This is a genomic window from Streptomyces sp. XM83C (assembly GCF_023072675.1).
Classification (GTDB): Bacteria; Actinomycetota; Actinomycetes; order Streptomycetales; family Streptomycetaceae; genus Streptomyces; species Streptomyces thermocoprophilus.
In genome coordinates, this window is sequence record NZ_JALLGL010000153.1 from 1 (window position 1) to 15191 (window position 15191).

13 protein-coding genes and 1 riboswitch are annotated in these 15191 nt (G+C 69.9%); of the genes, 2 read left to right on the top strand and 11 right to left on the bottom strand.

Going from position 1 to position 15191, the window contains the following annotated elements:
- The 7 genes from MTQ10_RS18095 to ctaE all read right to left on the bottom strand — a co-directional run.
- Positions 1 to 1411: serine/threonine-protein kinase (locus MTQ10_RS18095; RefSeq protein ID WP_247469350.1), on the bottom strand; the 1411-nt coding region annotated here is incomplete at its 3' end.
- Positions 1412 to 1478: 67 nt separating this feature from the next.
- A complete protein-coding gene (locus MTQ10_RS18100) occupies positions 1479 to 2840 on the bottom strand; it encodes an aminotransferase class V-fold PLP-dependent enzyme (RefSeq protein WP_247469352.1) in 1362 nt (453 codons plus the stop codon).
- A 300-nt stretch (positions 2841 to 3140) separates the two neighbouring features.
- A riboswitch (SAM riboswitch) is annotated at positions 3141 to 3258 on the bottom strand.
- 76 nt (positions 3259 to 3334) lie between these two features.
- A complete protein-coding gene (gene trpD, locus MTQ10_RS18105; protein ID WP_247469354.1) occupies positions 3335 to 4399 on the bottom strand; it encodes an anthranilate phosphoribosyltransferase in 1065 nt (354 codons plus the stop codon).
- Positions 4400 to 4523: 124 nt separating this feature from the next.
- The gene (gene qcrB / locus MTQ10_RS18110) at positions 4524 to 6161 is read right to left on the bottom strand and encodes a cytochrome bc1 complex cytochrome b subunit (RefSeq protein ID WP_247469365.1); all 1638 of its coding nucleotides are present in this window, start codon (positions 6159 to 6161) and stop codon (positions 4524 to 4526) included.
- The gene (gene qcrA / locus MTQ10_RS18115; protein WP_247469367.1) at positions 6158 to 7216 is read right to left on the bottom strand and encodes a cytochrome bc1 complex Rieske iron-sulfur subunit; all 1059 of its coding nucleotides are present in this window, start codon (positions 7214 to 7216) and stop codon (positions 6158 to 6160) included. The genes qcrB and qcrA overlap by 4 nt, the downstream gene beginning before the upstream one ends.
- On the bottom strand, positions 7213 to 8025 hold the full coding sequence (gene qcrC, locus MTQ10_RS18120) for a cytochrome bc1 complex diheme cytochrome c subunit (protein ID WP_247469369.1): 813 nt from the start codon (positions 8023 to 8025) through the stop codon (positions 7213 to 7215). Before qcrC ends, qcrA begins: the two co-directional genes overlap by 4 nt.
- Before the next feature lie 80 nt (positions 8026 to 8105).
- Positions 8106 to 8726, bottom strand: coding sequence for an aa3-type cytochrome oxidase subunit III (ctaE, locus tag MTQ10_RS18125; RefSeq protein WP_247469371.1), 621 nt, complete (start codon positions 8724 to 8726; stop codon positions 8106 to 8108).
- 145 nt (positions 8727 to 8871) lie between these two features.
- On the opposite strand from ctaE, the gene MTQ10_RS18130 reads away from it, so the two are divergent.
- A complete protein-coding gene (locus MTQ10_RS18130) occupies positions 8872 to 9273 on the top strand; it encodes a hypothetical protein (RefSeq protein ID WP_247469373.1) in 402 nt (133 codons plus the stop codon).
- Positions 9274 to 9352: 79 nt separating this feature from the next.
- Here MTQ10_RS18130 and MTQ10_RS18135 read toward each other — a convergent pair whose 3' ends face one another.
- The 4 genes from MTQ10_RS18135 to ctaC all read right to left on the bottom strand — a co-directional run bounded on the left by MTQ10_RS18135 (position 9353) and on the right by ctaC (position 13815).
- Positions 9353 to 10615, bottom strand: coding sequence for a L,D-transpeptidase (locus MTQ10_RS18135; RefSeq protein WP_247469375.1), 1263 nt, complete (start codon positions 10613 to 10615; stop codon positions 9353 to 9355).
- A 109-nt stretch (positions 10616 to 10724) separates the two neighbouring features.
- Positions 10725 to 11123: a cytochrome c oxidase subunit 4 gene (locus MTQ10_RS18140; protein WP_247469377.1), complete on the bottom strand. Its 399-nt coding sequence runs from the start codon at positions 11121 to 11123 to the stop codon at positions 10725 to 10727.
- A complete protein-coding gene (gene ctaD / locus MTQ10_RS18145; RefSeq protein ID WP_247469386.1) occupies positions 11120 to 12859 on the bottom strand; it encodes an aa3-type cytochrome oxidase subunit I in 1740 nt (579 codons plus the stop codon). Before ctaD ends, MTQ10_RS18140 begins: the two co-directional genes overlap by 4 nt.
- A complete protein-coding gene (gene ctaC / locus MTQ10_RS18150) occupies positions 12856 to 13815 on the bottom strand; it encodes an aa3-type cytochrome oxidase subunit II (RefSeq protein WP_247469388.1) in 960 nt (319 codons plus the stop codon). The genes ctaD and ctaC overlap by 4 nt, the downstream gene beginning before the upstream one ends.
- 259 nt (positions 13816 to 14074) lie before the next feature.
- On the opposite strand from ctaC, the gene MTQ10_RS18155 reads away from it, so the two are divergent.
- On the top strand, positions 14075 to 15191 hold a 1117-nt coding region (locus MTQ10_RS18155), incomplete at its 3' end, for a cysteine desulfurase family protein (RefSeq protein ID WP_247469390.1).

Here is a 15191-nt window from a genome sequence, read left to right on the forward strand (position 1 = left end):
GCGCGGGGGCGGGCGCGTCCGCGGCCGGGGCGGACGGGGACGCGGGAGCCGGTACGCGGGGCGCCTCGGCGGCCCGGTCCGGTGCCGGTGCCGTCGCCCTGTCCGGGGCCGGCTCGGGCGAAGCCTCGGCATCGGGCGCCGGTGCCGGGGAGTGGGCCTGGGCCTGCTCCGGGATCACGGCCGGGGCCGGTTCCGCGACGCCCGCCCGGCGCTCCCCCACCGGTGCCGGGGACGCCACGGCCCCCGCTGCCGGGGACTCCTCGGCACCCCGCGCCGGGACCGGCGCGTCCGGCGCCGGCGAGGACACCGCAGGCACCTCCGACGCCGGAGCGGGCACCCCGGGCACCCCGTGCGCGTCCGGGGCCGCGGCGGGCACCGCCGGCGCGTCCGACGCCGAGCCGGACGCGCCGGGCGCCGCGTCGGGCGCCCCCGGCCGCTCCCGTACCGGCATGTCCGCCACCGTCGGCGGTGCCACGTACTCCACGCCGCTCGGCCGCTCCCCCGAGTCCCGCGCGGGCAGCCAGCGTTCCGGCCCCGCGCCCGTCGCCGGCTCCGGGACCTGCCTGTACCAGCCGGGCCGCAGCGAAGAGCGCAGCGTGGTGGGCGTGTGGCCGACGGCCACGATGACCCGCTGCGGCGTCGGCCGCTTCTGCGGGTCCTCCGCGAAGCAGGCCTCCACCAGGGGCCGGATACCGTCGGGGACGCCGGTCAGGTCGTAGTCGCGGGTCAGGATGCGCAGCAGGACGACCGAGTCCTGTCCCTCACCGAACGGCTCCCGCCCGGCGGACGCGTACGCGAGGACGGCACCGAGCGAGAACACGTCGCTGGGCGGGCCCACTTCGCCGCCGTTGCGGATCTGCTCGGGCGAGACGTACCCGACGGAACCGACGACCGTGCCGGTCCGGGTCAGGGAGGTCGCCTCCAGGGCGCGCACGATGCCGAAGTCGATGACCCGCGGACCGTCGGGCGCCAGCAGGATGTTGGACGGCTTGAGGTCCCGGTGCACCATGCCCTTGGCGTGGATCGCGGCGAGCGCCTCGCCCAGCGCCGCCGCCAGCGCCCGTACCCCGTCCAAGGGCAGCGGGCCGCCGTCCAGCACCGCGTCCCGCAGGTTCGGCCCGTCCACGAACTCCGTTGCCATCCAGGGCCGTTCGGCCTCGGTGTCGGCGTCGACGACCCGCGCGGTGTAGGTGCCGGCCCCGCCGACGGTCTGCGCGGCCCGCACCTCGTGCCGGAACCGCGCGCGGAACGTGCGGTCCTCGGCGTGCTCGGCACGCACCACCTTGACGGCGAGGCGGAGTCCGGCGCGGGACACGGCGAGGTACACCTCGCCCATACCGCCCGCGCCGAGTCTGCCGACGACCTCGTACGGCCCGATCCGCCGCGGATCCGTGGCACGCAGCGCCTGCACCCGTACTCCCCCTGTGTCGCCCGTCGGCTGCCGAAGGGGAGGGTATCGCGGGCCGCCGCTCAGGTGCTCATACGGCGGGCACGCACCGGCCGTCCTCGGTGCGGTACGTCCACCGCGCCCCGTCGCTGACCAGTTCCCGCACGGCCCTCACGAAGCGGTCCACGTGCTCGTCGGGGGTGCCGGCGCCGAAGCTGACCCGGATGGCGTTGAGGGACTTCTCGCCCGGCGCGGCCTCCGGGGCGCCGCACTCGCCCTGGGTCTGCGGGTCGCCGCCGAGGAGGGTGCGCACCAGCGGGTGGGCGCAGAACAGGCCGTCGCGGACGCCGATGCCGTACTCGGCGGAGAGCGCGGCGGCGAAGTGGGAGCTGTTCCAGCCCTCGACGACGAAGGAGATCACCCCGACGCGGGGGGCGTCGTCGCCGAAGAGGGACAGGACGCGCACCTCGGGGACGTCGGCGAGGCCGGTGCGGACCTTCTCGATCAGGTGCCGCTCGCGGGCGACCAGGGTGTCCCAGCCTGCGTCGGTGAGGGCCTTGCAGGCGGAGGCGATGGCGTAGGCGCCGATGACGTTCGGGGAGCCGGCCTCGTGGCGGGCGGCGCTGTCGTGCCACTCCACGTCCACTCCCCCGTCCTCGCGCCGCGTCACCCTGCGGCTGGCGCCGCCGCCCGCGAGGTACGGCTCGGCCTCGCGCAGCCAGTCGGCGCGGCCGGCGAGGACGCCGGAGCCGAACGGGGCGTACAGCTTGTGCCCGGAGAAGGCCACCCAGTCGACATCGAGGTCACGGACGCTGACCGGGTGGTGCGGGGCGAGCTGCGCGGCGTCCAGCACGATCCGGGCGCCGTGGGCGTGGGCGGCGGCCGTCAGCTCCTGTACGGGCCACAGCTCGCCGGTGACGTTGGAGGCGCCGGTCACGCAGACCAGGGCGGGGCCGTGGGGGTCGCGGTCGGCGAGGGCGCGCTCCAGGGTGCGCACGGCCTCGGCCGGGGTGCGGGGCGCGTCGAGGAAGGTGACCCGCGCGTGCTGCCAGGGCAGCAGGGAGGCGTGGTGCTCGGTCTCGAAGACGAACACCTGGCAGCCGGCGGGCAGTGCGCGGGCGAGCAGGTTGAGGGAGTCGGTGGTGGAGCGGGTGAAGACGACCTGGTCGCCGTCACGGCAGTCGAGGAACTCGGCGACGGTGCGCCGGGCGTTCTCGAACAGCTCGGTGGAGAGCTGGGAGAGGTATCCGGCGCCCCGGTGGACGCTGCCGTAGTACGGCACGTAGGCGGCGACGTCGTCCCAGACCCGCTGGAGGGCGGGGGCGCTGGCGGCGTAGTCGAGCGCGGCGTAGGTGACCTCGCCGCCGGTGACGAGCGGCACGGTGACATCCCTGCCCAGAACGGGCAGCGGGGCACAAACGGACTGGTCGGCGGCAGCGGTGAAGACAGACATGGCGGGACTCCGTGAGAGAACACCCGCGCCACGGCACACGGACGGAACAGGACCGTGCGGTGGCACAGGAGGAAAAGGGGAAGGGGAAGGAAGGTGCGCGGAGGGCTCAGCGGCCCTGGGCGCGTCTTTCCGTTCTTGCCGCGGGTCGCGGGGTCCGGCACGCGCATCTGACCCCGCTCGGGCAGGCCGGGAAGGCACCGTCCCCGATGCGACAAGATCGGAAGGACGCGCCCTAACGCATTCGCTTGCTCACGGAAGGCACTCCCTCGAACGACCCAGGACCCCTGGAGTTTCGCGAGGGGTCCGCGCTTGCCGTAGGCCTTGCTGCCGTACGACCTGGTCCTCACCCGGGGCACCCCGCCACGGACGGAGGGTTGCCGGACAGTCGGCCGGGGCCTCATGACTGTCACTCATGACCTGGTACAGGAACCTACGCGAAAAGATCGCGGCCCCGCAACCCGTGTCCGGATTCGGGACCGCGAACCAGCCGCCGGTCAGGCGTTGCTGGCGGCCACCCAGCGGTCGAGGGTGCGCCGGGCGGCACCCGAGTCGATCGACTCCGCCGCCTTGGCCATGCCGGCGCGGATCTGCTCGGTGAGCGGGGCGTCGGTCGGGTGCAGGGCCACCAGCGCGGCGGCGGAGTTCAGCAGTACGGCGTCCCGGACGGGGCCCTGCTCGCCGTCGAGGACGCGGCGGGCGACCTCGGCGTTGTAGGAGGCGTCGGCGCCGCGCAGGGCCTCCACCTCGACCAGTTCGATGCCGACGTCGCGCGGGTCGAAGGTCTCCTCGGTGACCTTGCCGTCGCGGACGGTCCACACGCGGGAGGTGGAGGTGGTGGTCAGCTCGTCCAGGCCGTCGTCGCCGCGGAACACGAGTGAGGAGTTGCCGCGCTCGGCGAAGACACCGGCGACGATCGGCGCCATGCGCGGGTCGGCGACACCGACCGCCTGGGCGCGGACCTTCGCCGGGTTGGTGAGCGGACCCAGGAAGTTGAACGTGGTACGGATGCCGAGCTGGCTGCGGGCCGCGGCCACATGCCGCAGCGCCGGGTGGAACTTCACGGCGAAGCAGAAGGTGATGCCGGCCTCCTCGGCGACCTCCGCCACCCGCTTCGGGGTCAGCTCCAGATTCACGCCGAGCTTCTCCAGCACGTCGGAGGCGCCGGACGCGGAGGACGCGGCACGGTTGCCGTGCTTGACGACCTTCGCGCCGGTGCCGGCGACGACGATCGAGGACATGGTGGAGATGTTCACCGTGCGGGCGCCGTCACCGCCGGTGCCGACGATGTCGACGGTGTCGCCGGGCACGTCTATCACATTGGCGTGCTCGTACATCGCGCGGACCAGGCCGGTGATCTCCTCGACGGTCTCGCCCTTGGCGCGCAGGGCCACCGCGAAGCCGGCGATCTGCGCGTCGGTGGCCTCGCCGCGCATGATGCGGTCCATCGCCCAGGCGGTCGCGTCCGCGCTCTGGTCGCGTCCGTCGAGCAGGGCGTTCAGTACCTCGGGCCAGGAACGGCCCGCCGCGGTGTCGCCTCCAGCGGGGGTCACAGCGCTCATCAGCCGCTCCTGTACGTCGTGAACAGAGTGTGTGCTCCAGCCTATCCAGCCCGCGCCGACGCCGAAGGGCCCCGTCCGCAGACCGGACGGGGCCCTTCAGTGCGTGGCGACGCCAGGGGTGGGATCAGTGGTGGCCGTGGCCGCTCGTGATCTCCTTGTACTCCTCCACCGTCGGCTTCGGGATCTGCGACTCCTCACCGAAGTAGGTCTCGCTCAGCTTGGCGCGGAGCTTCTCGGTGGCCTTCACCTTGCGCTCGACGCCGTTCTCGTCGACCGTCGGGCCGATCTCGAGCGGCTGGTACTGCTCGTGCGCGGTGAGGGTGTGCAGGGCCTCCTGCGACAGCGGCTCGTGGACCTCGATGAACTCACCGTGCGGCAGGCGCTTGATGGTGCCGGTCTCGCGACCGTGCAGCACCTTGTCCCTGTCGCGGCGCTGAAGGCCGAGGCAGATCCGCTTGGTGACGACGAACGCGATCACCGGGCCGACGAAGAAGCCGATGCGGACGAACCAGGTCACGGCGTTGATCGACAGGTGGAAGTGGGTGGCCCACAGGTCGTTGCCACCGCCGACCAGCGTGATCATGTAGATCGTGATCCAGGCGACACCGAACGCGGTACGCGTCGGGGCGTTGCGCGGACGGTCCAGGATGTGGTGCTCGCGCTTGTCGCCGGTGATCCAGGCCTCGATGAACGGGTAGACCGCGATCACCGCGAGGACCAGCGGGAAGAGGACCAGCGGGATGAACACGCCCAGGACGAGCGTGTGGCCCCACAGGTTGATCTCCCAGCCCGGCATGAAGCGGATCAGACCCTCGGCGAAGCCCATGTACCAGTCGGGCTGGGCGCCGGTGGACACCTGGTCCGGACGGTAGGGGCCGATGGCCCAGATCGGGTTGATCTGCGCGATCGCGGCGATGATCGCGATGACACCGAAGACCAGGAAGAAGAAGCCGCCCGCCTTCGCCATGTACACCGGGAGCAGCGGCATGCCGACGACGTTCTTGTTCGACTTGCCGGGGCCCGCGAACTGGGTGTGCTTGTGGTAGAAGACGAGGATCAGGTGGGCCACCATCAGGCCCAGCATGATGCCCGGCAGCAGCAGGATGTGGATCGAGTAGAAGCGGGCCACGAAGTCGCCGCCCGGGAACTCGCCGCCGAAGAGGAAGAACGAGATGTACGTGCCGACGATCGGCACGGACAGGATCGCGCCCTCCATGAAGCGGACACCGGTGCCGGAGAGCAGGTCGTCCGGGAGCGAGTAGCCGGTGAAACCGGTGAACATGCCCAGGACGAACAGCAGGAAGCCGAACAGCCAGTTGACCTCACGCGGCTTGCGGAACGCGCCGGTGAAGAACACGCGCATCATGTGCACGAACATGCCGGCGAGGAAGATCAGCGCGGCCCAGTGGTGGATCTGCCGGATGAGCAGACCACCGCGCACGTCGAAGGAGATGTGCAGGGTCGAGTTGAACGCCTCGGACATCAGCTGTCCCTGGAGCGGGACGTAGCTGCCGTGGTACTCCACCTCGTTCATCGACGGGTGGAAGAACAGCGTCAGGTAGACACCCGTCAGGATGATGATGATGAAGCTGTACATGCACACTTCGCCCAACATGAACGACCAGTGGTCGGGGAAGATCTTGCGCATGTTGGCCTTGGCCAGGGAGTAGATCCCCAGCCGGCCGTCGGCCCAGTCGGCGAGACGCTCGCCGGCCGGTGCCTTCCCGCGAGAGCGGGACTCGGGGCTGTTTGCAGTGCTCATCCGCGCTCCCAGAAAGCAGGACCGACGGGCTCTTCGAAGTCGCCGAGCGCCTCGAGGTAGCCCTCGTCGTTCACGCCGATGCGCAGCTGCGGCAGGGCGTGACCGGCGGGACCGAAGATCACGCGGGCACCGTCGGAGAGGTCGAAGGTGGACTGATGGCAGGGGCACAGCACGTGGTGCGTCTGCTGCTCGTACAGCGAGATCGGGCAACCGACGTGGGTGCAGATCTTGGAGTACGCCACGATGCCCTCGTGCGACCACTCCAGCTCGCGCTTGTCCTTGATGTTCTCCGGCTGGAGCCGGACGATCATCAGGGCCGCCTTGGCGATCTCGGTCTGGAAGTTCTCGTCGTGCTCCTCCAGGCCCTCGGGCTTGGCGAAGGTGAGCGAGCCGACGGCGACGTCCTCGGGACGCAGCGGCTCGTTCGTGTTCATGTTCACGAGGAGCTTGCCCTTGGACCAGGCGGTGTGGCGCAGGCTGGTGCCGGGCAGCGGGCCGAGGTCACGCAGCAGCATGACGCCGGACAGCGGGACGAGGGCGACGGCGCCGAGCATCGTGTTGCGGATCAGCTTGCGCCGGCCGATCGCCGACTCCTTGGCGCCCTGCTTGAAGTCCGCGATGACCTTCTCGCGGACCTCGGCGGGGGCCTCGATCGGGTGACGCTCGTCGGCGATCTCCACGTCGGACATCAGGGTGCGGGCCCAGTGGACCGCGCCCGCGCCGATGCAGAAGAGCGCTACACCGAGGGTCAGGCCGAGCGCGAAGTTCATCGCGCTGAGGTGCCCGATCGGGAAGACGAAGATCGACTTGTCGTCCGGGACGGTGACGTACGAGGCGATGAAGCCGATGGTGGCCAGCATCGACACCGTGAACAGCAGGGCGACCGTGCGCTCGGACCGCTTGGCGGCCCGCTCGTCGATGTCCTGGATCCGGTGCTCGTGGGGCGGCAGGCCGGGGTCGGCGAACGGGTTCTCCTCGTCCGCGACCTTCACCGCGCCGTGCGCGTGGTCCTGCTCTGCGGGCAGGTTCTCTTCGGGAATGTCTTGGCTACTCATGACTTCTTGGCCTTTGCGGTCCGAGCGGCGACCCAGACGGCGACCGCGATCAGGGCGCCGAGACCGAAGATCCAGGCGAAGAGGCCTTCACTGACCGGGCCGAGGCCGCCCAGCTCAAGACCGCCCGGGTTCTCCGTCTCGCTGCTGTTGACCGCGTTCAGGTACGCGATGATGTCCTTCTTGTTCTGCTCCGACATGGTGGTGTCGGGGAACGACGGCATGTTCTGCGGGCCCGTCTGCATGGCCTCGTAGATGTGCTTGGGCTCCACGCCTTCGAGCGACGGGGCGTACTTGCCCTCGGTCAGCGCACCGCCCTTGCCGGTGAAGTTGTGGCACTGCGCGCAGTTGGTGCGGAACAGCTCACCGCCCTTGGCGATGTCCGCGCCCTCCGGGCCGTACTGCTCCTTCGTCGGGACGGCCGGGCCGGCGCCGAGGGAGGCGATGTACGCGGCGAGCTGGTCGATCTGGGCCTGCGTGTAGATGTTCTTCTTCCGCGGGACCTGGGCGCCCTGCGAGGTGGCGGCGGGCATACGACCGGTGCCGACCTGGAAGTCGACAGCTGCGGCGCCCACGCCGACCAGGCTCGGACCGTCGGAGGTGCCCTGACCGCCGGTGCCGTGGCAGCTGGCGCAGCCCACGGTGTAGAGCTTCTTGCCCTCTTCGATGGCGAGGGACTGGGAGGCTTCATCGGCCTGCGCCTTGCCCGCGGGCGCGAACGCGGCGTAGAGGCCCCCCGTGGCCGCCAGCGCGAGGAGTAGGACGACGACCGCCGCCAGCGGATGGCGTCGTCGTGCGGAGAGCTTTTTCACGGATTACCCCGGTGTCAGGATCTTCTGCGTCGATGCTTCTGGGTGGTGCGTCCAGGGGACGCGCGCGGGATCGGTTCCGGCTACTTGATCATGTAGATCGTGGCGAAGAGACCGATCCAGACGACATCGACGAAGTGCCAGTAATAGGACACGACGATGGCGGCGGTCGCCTGCTCGTGGGTGAACCTCTTGGCCGCGTAGGTCCGGCCGAGGACCAGGAGGAAGGCGATGAGGCCGCCCGTCACGTGCAGGCCGTGGAAGCCGGTGGTCAGGTAGAACACCGAGCCGTACGGGTCGGAGGACAGGGAGAGCCCGTCCTTCTTCACCAGCTCGGTGTACTCGAAGACCTGACCGCCGATGAAGATCGCACCCATGATGAAGGTGACGATGAACCAGGCCCGGAGCTTCTTCACGTCACCGCGCTCGGCGGCGAAGACGCCGAGCTGGCAGGTGAGGGAGGAGAGCACCAGGATCGTGGTGTTGGTGGCCGAGAACGGGAAGTTCAGGGCCTCGGCCTTCTCCGACCAGAAGTCGGGGCCTGTCACCGATCGCAGGGTGAAGTACATCGCGAAGAGGGCCGCGAAGAACATCAGCTCGGAACTCAGCCAGATGATGGTTCCGACGCTGGTGAGGTTCGGCCGGTTGACCGACGGGTGCGCGTGCCCGGTTTCTACTGTCGTTGCTGTCGCCACGACCGACATTATGTCGGTCGCTTATCCCGCCCTCACTCTGGGGGGTGCCGTTCGGAGTGTTGCTCCCCTCCGGACCGGTGTTGACGTGGTGTTCCAAGGAGTAGCATCCGGCCCAACGGGCTTGCTTCTACGACGCTGACGTCTCGGAGGAACCATGCGGCCGACCGCCACTGTGCTGGTCTACAGCGACGACTCCAACACACGGGAGCAGGTGCGGCTGGCCGCCGGCCGCAGGCCCGCTCCCGACGCCCCGCTGGTGGAGTTCGTGGAGTGCGCGACGCCGGGGGCGGTGATCAGGGAGCTGGACAAGGGCGGCATCGACGTCTGTGTCCTGGACGGGGAGGCCGTGCCCATGGGCGGCATGGGCCTGTGCCGTCAGATCAAGGACGAGGTGTTCCGCTGCCCGCCGGTGCTGCTGCTGATGGGGCGCCCGCAGGACGCCTGGCTGGCCACGTGGAGCCGGGCGGACGCCGCGGTCACCCTTCCGGTGGATCCCGTGGAGTTCGCGTCGGCGCTGGCGTCCCTGCTGCGGCAGGAGAGGCTCGCCAGCGCGTGACACCCCCGATCGGGTGACGCACCGGCGCGTACGGGCCGTCCGTGGCCCGTACGCGCCGTTCCGCACGCCCGCCGCGCCCTCACACGGAGGCCGGCCGGAGCCTGGCCCGCTGGGCGGCGCTCGGCGTCTCCGGCTTGCCGCCGGCCAGGGCGCTGCCGTCGCGCCACTTCTTCCAGTCGAGGTTCCAGTCGCCGAAGCCGTTGCCGAACGGCTCCATCGTCTTGCCGTCGCTGTTGACGACCTGGACGATGTCGCCCTCGCGGATGTTCTCGAAGAACCACTCGGCGTTCGAGGTGCTCATGCCGGTGCAGCCGTGGCTGACGTTGGCGTATCCCTGTGATCCGACGGACCAGGGCGCGGCGTGCACGTACTCCCCGCTCCAGGTGACGCGGGTCGCGTAGTAGACGGGCAGGTCGTAGGAGTCGGCGCTGCCCTCGGCGATGCCGATGCTGGTGCCGCGCATCCGTACGAAGTACTCCTTGGCGAGGACCACCTTGACGCCGTTGCGGGTGTCGAAGCCGGGCTTGCCGGTGGTGACGGGGATCTGGTTGATCTGCTCACCGTTCTTGTAGACGGTCAGGGTGTGGGCGGCGGCGTCGGTGACGGCGATGACCCGGTCGCCCGTCGTCAGCTTCAGCGGCGCGGCCTTGCCGCCCCACAGATGGTCGCCGATCTTGATGCCGGTGAGATTGCTGCGGACGGTGATGTCGGCATGGGCCGGCCAGTACTCCTTGGGCCGGTAGTGGAGATTCTTGTCGTCGACCCAGTGCCAGGCGCCCTCGGTGGCGGGGGTGGACTCGACCTTGAGGGCGCGCTCGACTATCGCGCGCTGGCGGGGGTCCTTGACGGGTCTGCTCAGCTCGGCGGTGACGGGCTGGCCGACGCCGTACGTGCCGGCCTTGGGACCGAAGGTGACGTCGAGGGTGGTCTTGCCGGAGGGCTTGCCGGTGTCGAAGGTGAAGACCTTGCGGCCGGGGGCGCCGTCCTCGTCCTCGGTGCTGACACGGACCGTGTAGTGGGCCTCGGCGGCCAGCGGCTCGGTGCTGTGCCACCGGGTGCCGTCGGCGGACAGTTCGCCCGCCACATGGCGTCCTGTGGCGTCCTGGGCGGTGACGTCGGTGATACGGCCGTCGGAGTCCTCGGCGGTGATCTCCAGCGGCTTGTCCGGGTCGGCCTTCTTCTTGTCGCCGGTGGGGCCGTTGAAGGCGATCTGGTCCGCCGCGTCGTAGGGGCGGGCGGAGAGCGGATTGCCGTCCGAGCCGCAGGCGGTGACGCCCGCGCAGAGGGCGATGACCAGCAGCGTGCAGCCGACGGCGATGCGGGGGCGGGGAGTCGTGCTCATGTCCTCACGCTAGGGACGGCTGCCCCGCGCGGCGCGGCGAAGTGCGCCGAAAGCGTGAGCCCGGACGCTCCTGACGGAGTGTCCGGGCTCGTTCCAGGCTCGGGTCGTGCTACTGGGTGCGGTTCTCACCGCGGTAGTACTCGAAGACCCAGCCCCAGATGCCGATGAGGATGATCGGCGCCGCGAAGTACAGCAGCCACCATCCGACGGCCACGCCGAGGAAGGCGATGGCGCCACCGACGGCGAGGGAGAGCGGCTGCCAGCTGTGCGGGCTGAAGAAGCCCAGCTCGCCGGCGTCGTCCGCGACATCGGCCTCCTTGTTGTCCTGGGCACCGGTGTCGACCCGCCGGGCGGTGAAGCCCAGGTAGAAGCCGATCATGATGCTCAGGCCGAAGGCCAGGAAGAGGGCGGTCGTACCGGCCGGCTCCTTCGACCACACGCCATAGACGATCGCCATGGCGAGGATGAAGACGCTCAGCCAGATGAACATCTTGCCCTGGATCTTCACTTGCCGGCCTCCTTGCTGCCCGCGATGGCCTTCTCACCGTGGCCGGCGAGCGCGAGCTGCTCCAGCTCGGCGATCTCCGGGTGGTGCAGGTCGAACGCCGGGGATTCGCTGCGGATCCGCGGCAGGGTGAGGAAGTTGTGCCGCGGCGGCGGGCAGGAGGTCGCCCACTCCAGGGAGCGGCCGTAACCCCACGGGTCGTCGACCTCGACCGGCTTGCCGTACTTGGCGGTCTTCCACACGTTGTAGAAGAACGGCAGGATCGACGCGCCGAGCACGAACGAGGCGATGGTGGAGACCGTGTTCAGGGCGGTGAAGCCGTCGGCCGCCAGGTAGTCGGCGTACCGGCGCGGCATGCCCTCGGCACCCAGCCAGTGCTGGACCAGGAAGGTGCCGTGGAAGCCGGCGAAGAGCGTCCAGAAGGTGATCTTGCCGAGGCGCTCGTCGAGCATCTTGCCGGTGAACTTCGGCCACCAGTAGTGGAAGCCGGCGAACATCGCGAAGACGACGGTGCCGAAGACGACGTAGTGGAAGTGCGCCACCACGAAGTACGAGTCCGAGATGTGGAAGTCCATGGGCGGCGAGGCCAGGATGACACCGGTCAGACCACCGAAGGTGAAGGTGATCAGGAAGCCGGTGGCCCACAGCATCGGGGTCTCGAAGGACAGGCTGCCCTTCCACATCGTGCCGATCCAGTTGAAGAACTTCACACCGGTCGGTACGGCGATCAGGAAGGTCATGAAGGAGAAGAACGGCAGCAGCACACCGCCGGTCACGTACATGTGGTGCGCCCACACGGTGATCGACAGACCGGCGATCGCGATCGTGGCCGCGATCAGGCCCATGTAGCCGAACATCGGCTTGCGGGAGAAGACCGGGATGATCTCCGAGATGATGCCGAAGAACGGCAGGGCGATGATGTACACCTCGGGGTGGCCGAAGAACCAGAAGAGGTGCTGCCAGAGCAGTGCGCCGCCGTTGGTCGGGTCGAAGACGTGGGCGCCGAACTTGCGGTCCGCCTCCAGGGCGAACAGCGCGGCGGCCAGGACCGGGAAGGCCAGCAGGACCAGGACACCGGTCAGCAGCACGTTCCACACGAAGATCGGCATGCGGAACATGGTCATGCCGGGGGCACGCATGCAGATGATCGTGGTGATGAAGTTGACCGAGCCGAGGATGGTGCCGAAGCCGGAGAAGGCCAGACCCATGATCCACATGTCGGCGCCGATGCCGGGCGAGCGGACCGCGTCCGACAGCGGGGCGTAGGCGAACCAGCCGAAGTCGGCCGCGCCGTCCGGCGTGAGGAAGCCGGCGACCGCGATGAGCGAGCCGAACAGGTACAGCCAGTAGGCGAACATGTTCAGCCGCGGGAACGCGACGTCGGGGGCACCGATCTGGAGCGGCATGATCCAGTTCGCGAAGCCGGCGAACAGCGGCGTCGCGAACATCAGCAGCATGATCGTGCCGTGCATCGTGAACGCCTGGTTGAACTGCTCGTTCGACATCAGCTGCAGGCCCGGGCGGGCCAGCTCGGCGCGCATGAACAGCGCCATGACGCCACCGATGCAGAAGAACGCGAACGACGTGACCAGGTAGAGCGTTCCGATGGTCTTGTGGTCGGTGGTGGTGAGCCACTTGACCACGACATTGCCGGGCTGCTTGCGCCGGACCGGCAGCTCGTCCTCGTAGTACGGCTCTTCAGCCGCCGAGGCACCCTGAGGTTCGTTGACGATGCTCACAGGTTGTTCGTCTCCCGGTTCTTCTCGTGGCTCGTCTGCGCGATGCCGGCGGGAACGTAACCGGTCTGCCCCTTCTTGGCGAGGTCCTTGAGGTGCTGCTCGTAGCGCTCAGGGGAGACGACCTTCACGTTGAACAGCATCCGGGAGTGGTCGACGCCGCACAGCTCGGCGCACTTGCCCAGGAAGGTGCCCTCCTTGTCGGGGGTCACCTGGAAGGCGTTGGTGTGGCCCGGGATGACGTCCTGCTTCATCAGGAACGGCACCACCCAGAAGGAGTGGATGACGTCACGCGAGGTGAGCACGAAGCGGACGGTCTTGCCCTTGGGGAGCCACAGGGTGGGACCGGGGTTGTTGGTCTGCGGGTTCCGCTCACCCGGGGTGCCGCAGGTGTAGACGCCACCCGCGTCGGCCGGGAAGTCCTTCTTGTACCGGTCCGGGATCGCGTTCAGTTCCGCGGCGGTCTTGGCGTCGCCGGTGGAACCTTCGACGTTCTCGATGTAGTTGAAGCACCAGCTCCACCAGAAGCCGACCACGTTGACCGTGACGTCCGGCTTCTTCTCCAGGCTGAGCAGCTTCGACTCGTCACGGGCCGTGAAGTAGAACAGGACCGAGACGATGAGGATCGGAACGACCGTGTACAGGGCCTCGATGGGGAGGTTGTACCGGGTCTGCGGAGGAACCTCGACCTTGGTGCGGCTGCGCCGGTGGAAGATGGCACTCCACAGAATCAGACCCCACACCAGCACGCCAACGGCGAGCGCGGCAGCCCAGGAGCCCTGCCACAGGGAGAGGATCCGCGGAGCCTCTTCCGTGGTCGGGGTGGGCATACCAAGGCGGGGGAAGTCCTTGTATGTGCAACCGGTTGCGGTCGCCAGGACCAGGCCCGCGGTCAGTGCCTGCAGCAGCTTCCGCCGCATCGGGCGCCGCGGCGAGCGGTCGGAGCCGTTGGGACTCACGTAGCGCCTTCCCGAGAGTCTCGCCCGCGCTGTACGGCTGCGGCCTTCTCGCTGGTCGGTCGCCGCCCTGCGTCGGGCAGGGGTTTGGATGTTTATGCGGACCAAACCCTAGCCCACCCTCTTCGAGGGGTCGCGGGGAGGGGTGCCTACTCAAAGGGGTGGTTCGCTGAATTGGCCCCCGCGGCTCGTCCGCCGCGGGCCGCGCCGCTCGCCCCGCCCCTGGAAGCGGGCCCCCGCACCGGGGTTCTACCGTTGCCGTGTGGCCTACTTCGACGCTGCTTCCGCCGCTCCCCTCCACCCCGTCGCCCGTCAGGCCCTGTTGGCCTCTTTGGATGAAGGCTGGGCCGATCCCGCCCGGTTGTACCGGGAGGGACGGCGGGCGCGGCTGCTGCTGGACGCGGCCCGGGAGGCCGTCGCGGAGGCGGTCGGCTGCCGCGCGGACGAGGTGGTGTTCACGCCGTCCGGGACGCGTGCCGTGCACGCGGGAGTCTCCGGCGTGTTGGCGGGGCGGCGCCGGACCGGGCGTCACCTGATCGTGTCAGCCGTCGAACACTCCTCGGTACTCCATTCGGCCGAGGCGCACGAGGCGGCGGGCGGCGAGGTGACCACGGTTCCGGTGGACCGTACGGCGGCCGTGGACCCGGCGTCGTACGCCGCCGCGCTGCGCCCCGACACCGCGCTGGCGTGTCTGCAGTCCGCCAACCACGAGGTGGGGACGGTGCAGCCGGTGGCCGAGGTCGCCGAGGTGTGCCGGGCGGCCGGGGTGCCGCTGCTGGTGGACGCGGCGCAGTCGCTGGCCTGGGGGCCGGTGCGGGGCGGCTGGTCGGTGCTGGCGGGCAGCGCGCACAAGTGGGGCGGGCCGTCCGGGGTGGGCCTGCTGGTCGTGCGCAAGGGCGTGCGGTTCGCGCCGCAAGGACCGGTGGACGAGCGGGAGTCGGGCCGGGCACCCGGCTTCGAGAACATCCCGGCGATCGTGGCGGCGGCGGCCTCGCTGCGGGCGGTGCGCGCCGAGGCGGACCGTGAGGCGGCGCGGCTGCGGGAGCTGACGGAGCGGATCCGGGCCGGGGTGCCGCGGCTGGTGCCGGATGTGGAGGTGGTGGGCGACCCCGAGCGGCGGCTGCCCGGCGTGGTCACCTTCTCGTGTCTCTATGTCGACGGTGAGGCGCTGCTGCACGAGCTGGACCGGGAGGGTTTCTCCGTCTCGTCCGGATCGTCCTGTACGAGCAGCACGCTGACGCCGAGCCATGTGCTGAAGGCGATGGGTGTGCTCAGCGAGGGCAATGTGCGGGTGTCGCTGCCGCCGGGGACGGCCGAGGAGGACGTCGAGCGGTTCCTCGCGGTGCTGCCGGGGGCCGTGGCGGGGGTGCGGGAGAAGC

Coding starts and splice junctions, on each gene's coding strand:
- MTQ10_RS18100 (WP_247469352.1), bottom strand. CDS start 2,840: ATGTCTGTCTTCACCGCTGCCGCCGACCAGTCCGTTTGTGCCCCGCTG.
- trpD (WP_247469354.1), bottom strand. CDS start 4,399: ATGAGCGCTGTGACCCCCGCTGGAGGCGACACCGCGGCGGGCCGTTCC.
- qcrB (WP_247469365.1), bottom strand. CDS start 6,161: ATGAGCACTGCAAACAGCCCCGAGTCCCGCTCTCGCGGGAAGGCACCG.
- qcrA (WP_247469367.1), bottom strand. CDS start 7,216: ATGAGTAGCCAAGACATTCCCGAAGAGAACCTGCCCGCAGAGCAGGAC.
- ctaE (WP_247469371.1), bottom strand. CDS start 8,726: ATGTCGGTCGTGGCGACAGCAACGACAGTAGAAACCGGGCACGCGCAC.
- MTQ10_RS18130 (WP_247469373.1), top strand. CDS start 8,872: ATGCGGCCGACCGCCACTGTGCTGGTCTACAGCGACGACTCCAACACA.
- MTQ10_RS18135 (WP_247469375.1), bottom strand. CDS start 10,615: ATGAGCACGACTCCCCGCCCCCGCATCGCCGTCGGCTGCACGCTGCTG.